The organism is Paenibacillus sp. DCT19 (genome assembly GCF_003268635.1).
Taxonomy (GTDB): Bacteria; Bacillota; Bacilli; order Paenibacillales; family Paenibacillaceae; genus Paenibacillus.
The window spans coordinates 3,589,352-3,602,875 of sequence record NZ_CP029639.1; the positions used below are offsets into that span (position 1 = coordinate 3,589,352).

General features: G+C 40.4%; 10 protein-coding genes and 3 pseudogenes. 3 read left to right on the top strand and 10 right to left on the bottom strand.

All coding sequences use genetic code 11. From position 1 onward, the window contains the following. Positions 1 to 104 precede the first annotated feature (104 nt). The 3 genes and pseudogenes from DMB88_RS16395 to DMB88_RS16405 all read right to left on the bottom strand — a co-directional run. Positions 105 to 487 (bottom strand): annotated as a pseudogene (locus DMB88_RS16395) (aldo/keto reductase); the annotation flags it as partial. A gap of 483 nt (positions 488 to 970) precedes the next feature. Continuing rightward, the gene (locus DMB88_RS16400; RefSeq protein WP_128102222.1) at positions 971 to 1,264 is read right to left on the bottom strand and encodes an IS3 family transposase; all 294 of its coding nucleotides are present in this window, start codon (positions 1,262 to 1,264) and stop codon (positions 971 to 973) included. 668 nt (positions 1,265 to 1,932) lie between these two features. Then, positions 1,933 to 2,499 (bottom strand): TetR/AcrR family transcriptional regulator, encoded by a 567-nt coding sequence (locus DMB88_RS16405; protein ID WP_164848706.1) that lies wholly within the window; start codon positions 2,497 to 2,499, stop codon positions 1,933 to 1,935. 113 nt (positions 2,500 to 2,612) lie between these two features. Between DMB88_RS16405 and DMB88_RS16410 the strand changes: the two genes are divergently transcribed. Continuing rightward, entirely contained in the window at positions 2,613 to 3,662 is a 1,050-nt protein-coding gene (locus tag DMB88_RS16410; RefSeq protein ID WP_128102224.1) for a sugar phosphate isomerase/epimerase family protein, read from the top strand. 185 nt (positions 3,663 to 3,847) lie between these two features. Here DMB88_RS16410 and DMB88_RS32070 read toward each other — a convergent pair whose 3' ends face one another. The 6 genes and pseudogenes from DMB88_RS32070 to DMB88_RS16435 form a co-directional block, all read right to left on the bottom strand. Further along, positions 3,848 to 3,958 carry an IS3 family transposase gene (locus DMB88_RS32070; RefSeq protein ID WP_128102225.1) on the bottom strand — a complete coding sequence of 37 codons (111 nt, stop codon included), beginning with the start codon at positions 3,956 to 3,958 and terminating at the stop codon, positions 3,848 to 3,850. Positions 3,959 to 4,071: 113 nt separating this feature from the next. After that, positions 4,072 to 4,338, bottom strand: a pseudogene (locus DMB88_RS32075) (IS3 family transposase); the annotation flags it as partial. Beyond that, positions 4,287 to 4,604 (bottom strand): helix-turn-helix domain-containing protein, encoded by a 318-nt coding sequence (locus DMB88_RS16425; RefSeq protein WP_174715296.1) that lies wholly within the window; start codon positions 4,602 to 4,604, stop codon positions 4,287 to 4,289. The pseudogene DMB88_RS32075 and the gene DMB88_RS16425, both read right to left, overlap by 52 nt. A gap of 678 nt (positions 4,605 to 5,282) precedes the next feature. Further along, positions 5,283 to 6,173: a KAP family P-loop NTPase fold protein gene (locus DMB88_RS16430; protein ID WP_254438208.1), complete on the bottom strand. Its 891-nt coding sequence runs from the start codon at positions 6,171 to 6,173 to the stop codon at positions 5,283 to 5,285. Positions 6,174 to 6,184: 11 nt separating this feature from the next. Further along, complete coding sequence (locus DMB88_RS31295; RefSeq protein ID WP_254438209.1) at positions 6,185 to 6,328, bottom strand: hypothetical protein; 144 nt, start codon at positions 6,326 to 6,328, stop codon at positions 6,185 to 6,187. A 511-nt stretch (positions 6,329 to 6,839) separates the two neighbouring features. Further along, on the bottom strand, positions 6,840 to 7,274 hold the full coding sequence (locus DMB88_RS16435) for a PadR family transcriptional regulator (protein ID WP_164848708.1): 435 nt from the start codon (positions 7,272 to 7,274) through the stop codon (positions 6,840 to 6,842). A 529-nt stretch (positions 7,275 to 7,803) separates the two neighbouring features. On the opposite strand from DMB88_RS16435, the gene DMB88_RS16440 reads away from it, so the two are divergent. Together DMB88_RS16440 and DMB88_RS16445 are read left to right on the top strand one after the other, a co-directional pair. After that, entirely contained in the window at positions 7,804 to 9,087 is a 1,284-nt protein-coding gene (locus tag DMB88_RS16440) for a cytochrome P450 (RefSeq protein ID WP_128102227.1), read from the top strand. A gap of 270 nt (positions 9,088 to 9,357) precedes the next feature. Beyond that, positions 9,358 to 10,717, top strand: a pseudogene (locus tag DMB88_RS16445) (IS1182 family transposase). 141 nt (positions 10,718 to 10,858) lie between these two features. Here DMB88_RS16445 and DMB88_RS16450 read toward each other — a convergent pair. Beyond that, positions 10,859 to 13,510: a glycosylhydrolase-like jelly roll fold domain-containing protein gene (locus DMB88_RS16450; RefSeq protein WP_128102228.1), complete on the bottom strand. Its 2,652-nt coding sequence runs from the start codon at positions 13,508 to 13,510 to the stop codon at positions 10,859 to 10,861. Positions 13,511 to 13,524 lie beyond the last annotated feature (14 nt).

Sequence of the window (13,524 nt, forward strand, 5' to 3'; positions counted from 1 at the left end):
CAAAATCTCCATAGCCGTGGAGGTTATTTGTGTTGGTCGGAAAAAGTATATCACGAACAGAGAACTTATCCAACCTGAAATGCTTGACAAACATTAGCTGGTTTTTGTTTGTACAGATGCTCTAGTGCTCTCCAACTTTCGAGGGATTTTCCCTCGATCTGCCAATGGATCAAGTAAAGATCCAAATAGTCCAATTGCAATTTCTCCATACTGGATTCAAAAGCATGTAGCGTCGAGTCGTACCCTTGATCACCGTTTCCCACTTTTGTGGTTATAAATATATCTTCTCTAGGAATATCTGACTCAGCTACAGCCCTGCCCACCTGCGTCTCATTTTCATAAGCCGATGCTGTATCAATACTCCGTATCCCATTTCCAAAGCCTGTTTAATGGCTTCGGTAGCATCATCACGTTTGGGCGTCCAGACACCAAGTCCGATCCATGGCATCTGCACTCCATTTCTAAGTTTGGTATAGCGACTGTTCATTAGATATATCCCTCCTGAATATTTTTACAATAACCTCCTGGATCAAAAATCCAAGAGGTTATTGTAATGATACATATCCATAATTATATCGTGTCTAATGATTCTAGTCTAAGTCGGAACCCTTGGAAGTAATAACTTTCTTGTACAGCTTTCCTTCCTTATTCTTCTTAGCGTCCTTTCACCAGCGTTATCTTTATTAACATAGATATATCCGTACCGTTTTTTTATTTCTCCCGTGGATGTGCTAACTGCACGGCTCATAAAATAATTGAAACCAATGTAATCTACAGGGTAACTCTTTAAAAATTCATCATCCCCAGGCTCAGTTTCAAGCACTACGCCGTTATCTTCGAAAAATTGCGTGACATGTGAAGGGTATCCCCTCTAGCTTGTACATCTCCGAACTTGGATTGTCAACATTAAATCAAACGACTTTTTAAGGGCTGTTTGGGGATACTGAACAGACGTTAAATACCTCAGTGATCAATGAACTCGGTGATTGTTAATCCAGTTGACGTAGTCATAAAATTGCAATTCCAATTGACGGAGCTTTCGAAATTCCATCCGATAAATCAACTCCGTTTTTATGACCGTGTAGGTGGCTTTGGCCACGGTGTTATCGTAAGGACATCCTTTCTTGCTGAGTGATCGACCAATACCAAATGTGCCTAGAAGCTGGTTTATCTTGTGGTTCTTAAACTCACTCCCACAATCCGTATGAAATAACTGGATTTGGCTCAGATTGCCTTCTCTCATTGCAAAGGCACGTGAAACCATATCAGCGTCCTTATGTGAACCTGCACTATAGCCAATGAATCTCGCGAATTGATCAGGTCAATTTGGACACAAGCGTAATGCCACCGATACCAAACCTTCACATAGGTTAGATCGTTCACCACGAAACGCTTCGCTTAACTCTCGACCCAGTTCGTTCGCTGTTGTTGCCTCATTACAGAACGTTTTGTGTGGCTTAAACTGGGCAACAGTGATGTGGAGACGAGACCTTGCTCCTGCATGATTCAACCAATACGACATCTAGAGATGGTGAATTCTCGTTGCTGAAGCTTGACTTTTACCATTGACTTTTCGATTGTTGTGGAATATCTCGACAATAGCTTCCGTGAGCTCATCTTCATTTGGCTTTTCCTTTGCTTCATATCTGAAGTTGCTTTTGGCGATTTCGAGGACGTTACACATTGCTGATACTGAGTATGTATCACGGCTATTCTGGATAATAGCTACTTTCGTCCCATAATAAGCGCAACTTGATAAGAAGAACGTTTCAATAACAAATGGAGTTTAACTCCGTTATAAGCAAGTGTCATTTACATAAGAAACGTTCTCATGTTAGAAAACTTATGATAATTAAATGATCTAGTTAGGGAATACAAAACAATATAGAAAATTAGTAAATATTCAAGGTAGTATCGAATAATCAGGTGCGATTATCTATTACCAATTGTTCTTCCAGCAATTTTTAAAATTAATTTTGCCTCTTCTTCCGGTGATTTCAAGCAATCTGAGAGAATCCACTCTTTGATAAGTCTTACTATTCCATACTGAACATACGAAGCAATCGCCTTTTTTTCCTCCAAATCCAAATTGTCTGGTAAATGTTTAATGACCATAGAATCAAACTGTGGTAAAGAAATTGTGATGTGGGAGATTAAATCATAATTTTTTAGGTCTAATACAAGTTTAGCAAATTCAACATTTTCTTTTATATATTGTAGTATCCCAGACAGGCATTCGTCGATATTTTTGCCTGCTTCAATATCATTTATAACGGTAAATGAAGTGCTTTGTATGTATGTCTTAGCAATTTCATTTAATACATCATATTGACTTCCATAGTGATTATAGAATGTAGTACGATTGACTCCTGCAATTTGGCATAATTCCCGTATAGAAATTTTATTAATATTTCGTGTCTCTAACATTTTTAGTAAAGCCTCACCAATTAAGCGTTTTGTTAACGCAACCCTCTGGCTGAGTTTAATTTTTTCTGACATAGAGCCTCCATAGTATTCGACATTTCCAAAGAATCTGTCGGTTGTAAAATAGACAGATGTTGATAATATTGTAAAGTACAAATGAATTATGTCAATGAAACGGAGATGTGAAAATGAAAAAAAACAGAAAAAAAATATTAACATTAATCCTTGCGTGCATTAGTCTCGTGATCATACTTATTGCTGGTTATGAAATTAAAGAAAATGTCCGAATTAATAAAATTGTAAAAGCACACAAAATGGAGCAGAGTTCGATACAAAATGATGATGTAAAAAATGTTGATGAAAAATATTCTGAGCATGTTACAACTGCAGTTCAACAGATCATGATAGGAACAATGAGTAATAATTACGATAATGCTTTACAGACATTACTTGCTATCAAAAATGCAGGTTATGAATCTATCGAGTTAAATGATTTTATGATACACAAGTCTTCTTTACTTATAAAACTAATGACAAAGTTCTCAGGAATGTCTATTGGCAATGGTGGCAAGCTTGATTGGCCAAAACTGATTGAAGAAAGTGGGCTAAAGGTGGTAAGCCTACACAGTAACCTGGGGAGTATTGAGAATGATGCGAAAGCGATCGCAGATGAAGCCAAAAAATTTGGGACTGATACTGTGGTTATTACCGGTATGTACAAATTTAATTATAGTCGTTTAGATGACGTGGAAGAACTTGCCGAACGTCTGAATCAGGCTGGAAAAGCACTTTCGGAAGAAGGAGTACGTCTTTTGTATCATAATCATAATGTTGAACTTCAAAAGGTAACTTCTGAAAAAACGGCATACGATATTATAATTGAAGAAACTGACCCTGCTTATGTCAATTTTGAGTTTGATAGTTACTGGATGACTGATGGCGGTGCTAATGTTCCCGCTTTAATGGAAAAACTGGGGAGTCGAATGAAATTATGGCATATAACTGACCGCGGTTATACCAAGTCAGGTCCTTACATGACACCTATTCTGAAAGAAAATGTTACTGAATTAGGATATGGAAATATGGATCTGGATACACTTTCAGCCATTGCTATAAAACACGGAGTAGAAGGCGTTATATTAGAAACTCATAAAAATTGGGTAGATAACGATCCTATTAAAAGTCTCCAGGTTAGTGCAGAATACATGCAGGAGAAGTTTGGTGACAAAGATAAATAAGAAAAAACGAAGTACCAGGAACATATGATCCAGATCTATCATCAGAAAATGATGTTTAAATTAAAAGATTTCACCAGCCTTTTGTCAAGACCCCATTTAATAGACATTATAAAAAGATTCTAGGCTGCAAACTGGCGTCGGTACTCCACCGGCATCAGTTTTTTTAGTTTCCGTTGTGGCCGTTTTCAGTTGTAAAAACGGATAGATTTCTCGATTTTGTTTTGTGCTTGGGTGACCGTTCGGATATGATAAGGATAGAGTCCTTCCGTTTTGAGATGCGAGAAGAAACTCTCCATCGAAGCATTGTGATAACAATTTCCTGCGCTGCTACATACGAGCTACTGGAGCGTCGTTTACGACAGATTTGAGATTGGACACCGAGCATTTGCATTAGGCGGAGCACCTTTTTGTGGTTCATCCAAATCCATTGATCTTGCCAAAGGAACAATTGAAGTTGTCGATAACCATATTTCCCTTCATAATGTTGATAGGTTTGAAGTATTTGCTTCTTCGCTTTTGCATCTCGATCGAATCTTTTACGTTTTATATAGGTATAAAATCCACTTCGGGACACACCAAACACATGGCAGAGTTTCTGGACATCACCACATCCTGCTGCCTTTTCTATGATCTGAAATCGTTCTTGTTTGCTTCCTCCTTCCAGATGACCAAGCACTTTTTTAGCAACTCATTCTCCCGTTTTAGCTTTTGTACATAGCGTTCTTGATCCAAGTATTCTTTTCGTCGACCTCGCTGATCCATCAGTCCAAACTCGCCTTGTTCTCGATGTTTTCGCATCCAGCGCTTCATTCGTCCCGGGTCATAAATTCCCAAATGCTCATTTATCTTTCGGTATGTCCACCCCTCGACCGTATGCAGACGAATAGCCTCTTCTTTAATCTTCTCCGAATACGTTTTAAACTTTTGCCCTTTAATCGCCATAAAAAAATAAACCCCCTAGAATTTCATCGGCTAAACCAAGGGGGGGGTTCCAATGTCTATTCTAAGGGGTGGATTTCACCTTCTATCTGGACTCTATTTATTTTTGAACCCGAGGCATCACCAGTTCATTACCATTTTCATGTGAAGGAATATACAAAAGTGTCATAAACGTCGCCAAGCCAAAAGTCATCCTCTTTACCTAAACCTTATTTCCAAAATTGAAACCTTCGCCTTATTCTTCTATACTGCATAAAAGGAAGCATATTCTCTAACCACATTCAGAGTATATAATTTGCGCTCTATCTAATTGCGGCCAAGACTAAAGCATTTTCAACGTCAACTCCCTACCCTGAGGAACATTTCTGTAATTACCTAATTCAATGCAAGTCGTTTTGCAAACTCCCCTGCCTGCTCAGGTTTCAACTTTAGAACAGTTACTATAACCTCCCCAACTGTGAAATCACGCTCCGGCTCATAACTGCCAAAATACCGATTAGATATACGCCTAATCGGCAATCGGAACAAGTTCTTGTCCATCTCGGTAATCGGTACAAGTTCTTGTCCTTGCCTCGGGACAAGAACTTGTACCGATAAAATAAAAAAGCCGCTAAAATAGCGACTTCAATGGGATCATGTTCTTGTCCCTCGACTCCTGTCCGAGGACAAGAACTTATACCGTTAAAGGACAAGAACTTGCATTTGCTTTGCTACGATTAAACGATCTTTAATCTTATCAGCAAGGTGAGGTTTATTTTCAGAGATTAGAGTATAATCTAATGTGAAATTCAAAATATTACTGCTTCTTTTTTCTTTTATGAAATCCATTATCTCTTGAAATTCCTCGTTATTTAAATCCTTTTCAAATAATAGGCATGTTATGTAAAACTCGACTTCTTTTGAGTTAAGTCTGGGGATCCTGATTGGATACTGTACAATTTTCTCTAAATATTCTTTACCGATATCAATCTGTTGTCCCTCAATCTTTTCAAATTTTCTTTTCACTGCATAAGAGATATGTCTTTCATCTGCTCCAATAATGAATATCGAGTTACCTGCAAAGAGAAATAATCTAATTGCTTCTAAGGTCTCTAAAATCGTATCTGGACTGCAACGATCAAGTTCATCTATAAAAATTACTAGTCTTTTTATTTTAGTTTCATCCAATAAATCTGAGAAGTTTTTCTGAAATTCTTTTAAATCCTCCCTAATCTCTTTGTTACTCAACTCATCACGAACGGCTGTGATAATTTCTGACTCATTAACCCCATCAACATTACCCTTAACTTTTTCAGCTATTCCCTTTATAGTTATGTCAGCTAGCGTCCCTATTCCACCTGTTAAAAAAATATCAGTACCGTATTTTATTCCGTTTTTTAACACTTTTAATTTATCAACACTTTTATACAAACCTGATATAGTTTTTTTAGCTTTTTCAGTTAACGTTGTTTGTTTTTGAATTTCATCAAGAATGCTTCCCATTAATGCAGTTTTTGCATCCTCATAGCCTTCGAATAACCAACCATTAAAAACAAGACATATTGTGCCCTCGTCCTGTTCAACACTCTTCATACTAATTCTTATTAGACTAGATTTTCCACTCCCCAATCCCCATAAACACCAACACTTGAAGGTAATAGAGACTCATTAGAAATAATCTCTCGTAACATATAGATTAAATAGTCAAAATCCAAAAAATCAAGTTCCGTTTCACTATCTTTCCACATTTGTTAACCCCCTTATTTGGCACTAATTGTCATAACATGATTCGACTAAAAGCTACATTATTCCTTCTTTTTTTAAAAATTGAAAATATAAATGAAGATCTGTACAACATATTAAACATGTGCAAAATTAAACCTTATTCCTACGTATAACTTGAGTTATACGTAGGAATAAGGTTTAATGCGGTCTAGAATTGACACAAAGTTCCCTACTTTAGAGCCCCTTCCCCAGAGGTGTCAAAAACTTGAGCATTGTTCAATTGCCCCGTTATCGTAAAAAACAGTTAATCTATCTTGTCAGATTAACTGTTTTAAATTTTTTTGAATTTGAATTTGTTTTCTTCTTATAGAGCATCATAAAATCATCGTTATTGATTAGTTATTCGTACTATTTAATGTAAAATCTAGCTTTCTAACACTCTGCTCTGAACATAATGCAACAACCTCTTAAGCCAAAGTATATCATTCTGAATTGAGTGGTAGGCATGATCACGCATTAATAACAGTACATCTTTCAGGTGTTCTTGCATATCAGTCCCTGAGATGTATGAAAATCAATATATTCCAGCTTCTTATTCATTTTTTCAATAATATCCTTAATCAAGTAGGTGATCTTATGATTATCTACTTTGTCTAGATGGATCAATGCAGCATATAAGGACTGCACATTCGTAAACTTCTGGAACACCTGATATATACTCTCTTCTAAAGACTCAAGCCCTTTTTCGGTGATTCTATATGTCGTTTTATCCGGTCGGTTTTCAGTCTGGATGGTTTCTATCTTTTCAATCAAACCTTTCTTCAGTAATACTTCAAAATTATAATAGATCGTGCCTTCAGTAATTTTGGCGTCCGTTTGGTTCAGATGTTTACCAATTCTTTTCTTAATATCATAGGGATAATAATTCCCCTCACTTAGTGCGCCAAGTATAAATATTTGAATCGACATTGTGACTGCCCCCATTCAGCTAATTCAAGGATATGGCTTCTTTCTGATGCCTATCGTAATTAAATTTTATTTTATATCATAATTGGCTGTTGTACAGTTTCCGATAGGAAACTGTTTGTTTAGCTCAAAGGTATGATTGATTACAAAGGCCTCAGGCGTATCAGTACCAGTCCAACTGTACTTTATAACATCTTTCCTACACCTTTTAGAATATTAAAAATAAGATACATTTAATAATATCGGGCTGATCTGATTCACGGATTTTGATATTCGCCATAATCCTCTGTGAATTGTGCGTCAAATTGATATAAATTAGCTGAATACCTATCTATTTTTTCAGTATTCTCCCTTCACAAACAAAAATATGGTAAAGCTTTTGATCGCTATCGACATAAACAATTGCAAGCTGTGTTCCATTCAAAGTATGTTCTTCACTTTGTACTCCATTTTACCATTTTTAAAAATACTTGAATTAAAGTACTTTTATTTGATATATTTGTCAGTGGAACCAACTAAGGAGGCGTAGCGAATGACGAAGAGCTCCATTATTTCTCTATCTGAAATCACGAATTTTCAATCGAAAGAAGAAGAATTCAGTCCCTATCGTTGGTATAGCAGCATGTTAAATCAAGAACCAGTCATCTACAATGAAGAAACCGATTCCTGGCATGTGTTCAGGTATGATCTAGTCAAAACCGTGCTAAATGACCACAAGAACTTCTCCAGTGTAAGAAAAAGATCAATTGTTAACGTGGGATATTCAAGTGAAGAAGAGGGTGTGGGCAGCCAGCATCACATACCAGACAAGCTTGATATTCACAATGTAGATCCTCCGGAACACCGCAAGCGGAGAGCCTTACTTGCCAGTGCATTTACACCAAGAAGTCTCAAGCTCTGGGAACCGAGAATCGAGGCCGTGGCCGAAGAATTAATTAGAACATTTGAACATCAACCCCAAGTGGATATTGTTGAAGCTTATACGAGTATGTTTCCTGTCATTATCATGTCTGACCTGCTCGGAATTCCTTCCAAAGATCGTCTTCTATTCAAGGATTGGGTGGACACCATGTTTATGCCTACGACCGATGCCACCTTTGATCAAATTAACCAATTAAAAAAGATTGCCGGTGAAGAATACTTCAAGTACTTGTATCCCTTCGTGGTATCTAAACGATCTAATCTTGGAGAGGATATCATATCTGACCTGATTCAGGTTGAATTGGATGGGGAATTTTTTACGGATGAAGAGATTGTGCGAACCACCATGTTTATTCTGGGAGCTGGCATCGAAACGACCAGTAATCTTTTGGCCAACTCGTTCTATGCCCTTTTATATGACCACCCAGAATTATATGCCGAACTCCGGGACAACCTTGACCTTGTCCCGGCCGCGGTAGAAGAAATGCTGAGATATCGCTTTCACATTAGCAAAATGGATCGTATGGTTAAAGAGGATAACGACCTGCTTGGGGTTAAGCTCAAAAAGGGAGAGGCCGTTGTGGCATGGATGAGTGCAGCCAATATGGATGAGAAAATGTTCGAAGATCCGTTTACACTGAATATCCACCGCTCGAACAATAACAAACAACTTGCATTTGGTTTTGGTACGCACTTCTGTCTAGGAGCTCCTCTGGCACGCTTGGAAGGCAAAATTGTATTGACTACATTTTTAAAAACATTTACCAGAATTGAGCCAGTAGAAGGATTCAACCTAGAAGAAAATCTTACCCCTTCTGCAGCTGGACAATCCTTAAGAAGCCTTCCTCTAAAGCTATATAACGTAAATAGAAATGAATTAAACGATGGTTTATGAATAATTAAGATTCGCTAGTTTTTTAAACTGAAAAGAGCAGTGCATACTGTTGGCCAGCATTAACCATATTGTACCTTTATTTTGTGTTAAGTTATAAAGAGCAACTACCTGCCTGTTAACTTAACAAAACAGCCGATCTCTAGGATCGGCTGTTTTCAGGCTGTCGAGAAAGTCTCGACAGCCTTCTTTATGTGATTTTAATTTCACACTACACCGCGTTAATATCGTATAATATAGGTAACTATTTTATAGAACGGATGGTGTGTCAGCATGCTGCGTTCCAATCAAGAAAAACAACAAGCGTACGAATTTGTATCTATTGAAGACTTGGTTCCTCAGGATCACTTGCTTCGCAAAGTGGATAAATATATTGATTTTTCATTCATTGATGAGAAGGTTAGACCTCTTTACTGCTCGGATAACGGACGCCCTGCGATTAATCCCGTTGTGCTATTTAAGATGATTTTTCTGGGATACTTCTACGGCATTCGTTCCGAACGCCAGTTAGAGCGTGAGGTTCAAACGAATTTAGCTTACCGCTGGTTCCTCGGGCTGGGGTTAACCGACAAGGTTCCCGACCACTCCACCATCAGTTGGAATCGGCGAACGCGATTTAAAGATACCCACATTTTTCAGGATATTTTCGATGAAATTGTTCTCCAGGCGATTTCACACCGGATGGTAGGTGGACGTGTCCTTGTTTCAGACTCTAGTCACGTGAAGGCGAACGCGAATAAGCATCAATACACCAAACAACAGGTGCTACAAAATACCAAAGATTATATGGACGAGCTCAACGCTGCCGTAGAGACAGACCGGAAAAACCATGGAAAAAAGCTCTGAAACCTAGAGAGGAAGTGAGCGAAGAAAAAGAAATTAAAGTGAGCAAGACCGATCCCGACAGCGCTACATGATTCGAGACGGTAAACCGGAAGGATTTTTTTATCTGGATCACCGGACGGTGGATCTAAAATACAATCTCATTACGGATGTCTATGTCACGCCCGGAAATGTCCATGATTCCGTGCCGTATTTGTCGCGCCTGAACCGCCAGCAGGAACGTTTTGGATTTGAAGTGGAAGCCGTTGCACTCGATTCAGGGTATTTAACAACACCGATTTGCCGAGGTCTGCAAAACCGAAATATCTTTGCCGTTATTGCTCACCGGAGATTTCATTCGAAGCAAGGGCTTTTTCCAAAATGGAAATTTTTCTTTGATGCTGAACGAGAACGGTACGTGTGCCCTGCTGGCCAAGAACTGAAGTACCGAACGACGGACCGGAAAGGCTACCAGCAATATGCGTCCGATCCGGAGCAATGTAAAGGTTGTCCGTTTTTAAACCAGTGTACGCAGTCCAAAAACCACCGGAAAGTGGTGACCCGGCATGTTTGGGAGGACAGCAAGGACTGGGTCCGGAATAACCGGCTCAGCCAATCGGGCAAACAGTTGTACCGCAAACGAAAAGAAACCATTGAGCGAAGCTTCGCGGATGCTAAAGAGCTCCATGGGTTTCGCTATTGCCGGTTGCGCGGACTGCCAAATGTCAGGGAACAAGCACTGATGACGGCAGCCGTGCAGAACATGAAGAAGATAGCAATCCACTTGGATCGCTGGGAAAAACGGGGATAATCCCTCGCTTTTCCGTTTGCAGGTCAACATTAACAAAAAAAGAAACCCAGAGCCACTAAAGAACCCGGGTTTCTCGACACTCTGAAAACAGCCGATCTCTAGGATCGGCTGTTTTGTTGCTTGTATTGTTCTATTATTCCTTTACTTATTACTGCTTATCCAAATTGGACCCATAAGTCCGCTTGGCTCCTGTTGAGCAAAAGAGGATAAAAAATCTTGCTTATCTTTTACTAGCGTATTCGTTACTTCAATGGTGAGCATATTTAATCCCTTCTTCAAGAGTTCATTTAATTCAAAGTGATAAGGCGGACAAATTCGCACGCCTACATGTTCTCCGTTCAACCATACTTCTGCGGTTTCATACACCTTACCCAAATCCAAAAGAGCATGATTTACGAGGTATTCCCATTCAAATTGGGTTTCATAGCGAAACGTTCCGGAAAAATACGGCAGATAATCGGGCGAGCTCATATTGGTTAACGTACTTAATTGGCCCCACTCCACAAAATGAGGGTAGTGTTCGGCGTCCGCCGTTGACACCATCCACTTGGCATGAAGATCACTGATTTGGTTGAACTCCATATCCGCTGGATCTATCGCATAACTATCGAAGTTATTTCCATGAAGCAGAACGATGGATTCATATGGACATAGAGTCAGTGACACAGAATTCAAATCAGTGTCTAAAAGATTCAAACATCTCAAACGGTTCAGAAAAGCATCATACGCATAGATAGCACCTTTAACAGGTAAAACAACCTCTGTACGAATCGTGTTATGCGGACTCTCGTTAAAAAACATAAATACATCCAAATCAGGATGAACATAGTGATAATGCCGCAGATAAGGTTCATGCGAACGCACCTGAATATCGAAATATCCATTGCTAACCAGATCCTGCGACAATTTGTTCAGCGCTACCTTCTTAACGTTCCTATGACTCGCAAGACATAATAGCTCACCAGCAACTTCAATGCCTTCGCTGGAACGCTTGGGCATTCCGTCAACAAAATAAATGGCCAGCCCCTGATCCGCAAACCGAACTAAACGCTGCAGCAGTGCCGCAGGAAGCGCATCCGCATTAGGCAGGATCAGGCATGTATAATCTTCTAGATGCACATGCAGTCTGCCATCCCTCACACTCGCTCCGTCCAGAAGAACATCGATCGGAAGAATATCGCAGTCAATCTGATGCTGCATCAATTCCTTGACGGGCTCCTGAAAATACATAGCTTCCCCTGACCACTCAGCTTCAGCGTGATACACAACACCTGCAGTCGCCATGTGCCTTCCACCTGAAATCAGGTGGCTAATTCGGTTCATATATTGATTTAGATGTTTGTAGTATCGATACTGCGGATTTTTACCGCCTGCATACATATGCGGTGGGCAATCCGGATCCAGAAAGGGTTTCTGAGTAAAGGCATGCGGGACGAAGTAGTTAACCCCGCGCACCAGCATATGGTCAGTAAGCCACTTCATCAGCTTCAAGCCTTCCGTCCAGCCATAGGCTCCATACAATTCGCACATCGTCCGACCTTGTTTTTTGGGATCAATGTGCCCGAGCGATACAGCCAGCTTCGCCAGGCCGTAGTGGAAGAACAGACTGTCCGTCTCTCCTGACGTCGTTCGGAAACTCAGTTGGTCAAAGCCGGGTACGATCTGCCATAACACTACATCAAGACCCGACATGTCCTGTCCCCAAAGCGAGCGGAAGAAGTGACCTGCACCGGGACCAAGCCTAGCATGAACATTGTTGTCTTCGAGAACATGTCCGATATATTCAACTCCGCGAGCTCGGCACCAATCCCCAATTTGATTGCAGAAGTTGTCTGCGTAGAGCTTGCTAACGATATTCATATAAGTGTACCGTATAGTATGAGATCGCTCTTTCTCATTCTGCCAGAGAAGATAGAGATCCTTACGATAGTCCTCACCGAGAGCCTGCTCCAGCAGAGCCGGTATTTCAAGGCTCCAGGGAAGCGACACCCCTGGTTTGCCGGGTCTTGAATTGAAGTCGAAGGTGATCGGGTCATTATAGAATCCTGGTTCGTCCGAAAAGAAGCCCGCAAAAGTCTTACCGAAATCCGCTTGATAACGTTCATAGACCGCCTCATAAACCGTATTGATCAGAATCCGTACAGAAGCCCGATCCAGCGGGTTCAGGTAATCTTCCTGCGCCTTGCTGCCTCCCTCCTTATTGGCAGAAATTATAAATACGCGCCAGTATCCTTCGGGGATGTCCCAATACAGAATGCCGTCCTGCACATGTTCAGTGATGTCGACGCAGTCGCTCATTAATGTTCCCTTGGACGGATCCCGGCGGACTGCAACAGCGGAAACCAGTTGGTTTTTCCCTTTTGCATGTTGACGATACGATATTGTAGGGCGAAGCCCAGTCATCAGCAATGTATCCAGCAAAAAAGAGGCACCTTTTGCTGGACCCAGAGTATCAATATAACGCTCACCCAAAAACAAGCGGTGAAGCTCTTCCGGAGCTTCCTGTATTTTGCCTGCCGCATGCCCCGTTGGAAAATGATCGTCATCCAGCAGCCATACCTTCATCCCGCGCTTACGGGCTTCATCCATAATAATGTCCATGTCTGTCCACCATTTCGGTCCCAGAAAATCAGGATGCGGCCGAGCTTCAACACACACAGCACCGATGCCTGCCTCATCCACACGGGCCATCTCTTCCCGGATCACCTGCTCCTCCTCCCCATGCTGCCATAGAAATGGGAGGATATAATTATGTTCCTCACCCTTGAGCACTTCCATTAACCGATTTGTCATGATTCCCTCCTGGT

Coding starts and splice junctions, on each gene's coding strand:
- DMB88_RS16400 (WP_128102222.1), bottom strand. CDS start 1,264: ATGGTTTCACGTGCCTTTGCAATGAGAGAAGGCAATCTGAGCCAAATC.
- DMB88_RS16405 (WP_164848706.1), bottom strand. CDS start 2,499: ATGTCAGAAAAAATTAAACTCAGCCAGAGGGTTGCGTTAACAAAACGC.
- DMB88_RS16410 (WP_128102224.1), top strand. CDS start 2,613: ATGAAAAAAAACAGAAAAAAAATATTAACATTAATCCTTGCGTGCATT.
- DMB88_RS32070 (WP_128102225.1), bottom strand. CDS start 3,958: ATGGAGAGTTTCTTCTCGCATCTCAAAACGGAAGGACTCTATCCTTAT.
- DMB88_RS16425 (WP_174715296.1), bottom strand. CDS start 4,604: ATGGCGATTAAAGGGCAAAAGTTTAAAACGTATTCGGAGAAGATTAAA.
- DMB88_RS16430 (WP_254438208.1), bottom strand. CDS start 6,173: ATGAAGAGTGTTGAACAGGACGAGGGCACAATATGTCTTGTTTTTAAT.
- DMB88_RS31295 (WP_254438209.1), bottom strand. CDS start 6,328: ATGTGGAAAGATAGTGAAACGGAACTTGATTTTTTGGATTTTGACTAT.
- DMB88_RS16435 (WP_164848708.1), bottom strand. CDS start 7,274: ATGTCGATTCAAATATTTATACTTGGCGCACTAAGTGAGGGGAATTAT.
- DMB88_RS16440 (WP_128102227.1), top strand. CDS start 7,804: ATGACGAAGAGCTCCATTATTTCTCTATCTGAAATCACGAATTTTCAA.
- DMB88_RS16450 (WP_128102228.1), bottom strand. CDS start 13,510: ATGACAAATCGGTTAATGGAAGTGCTCAAGGGTGAGGAACATAATTAT.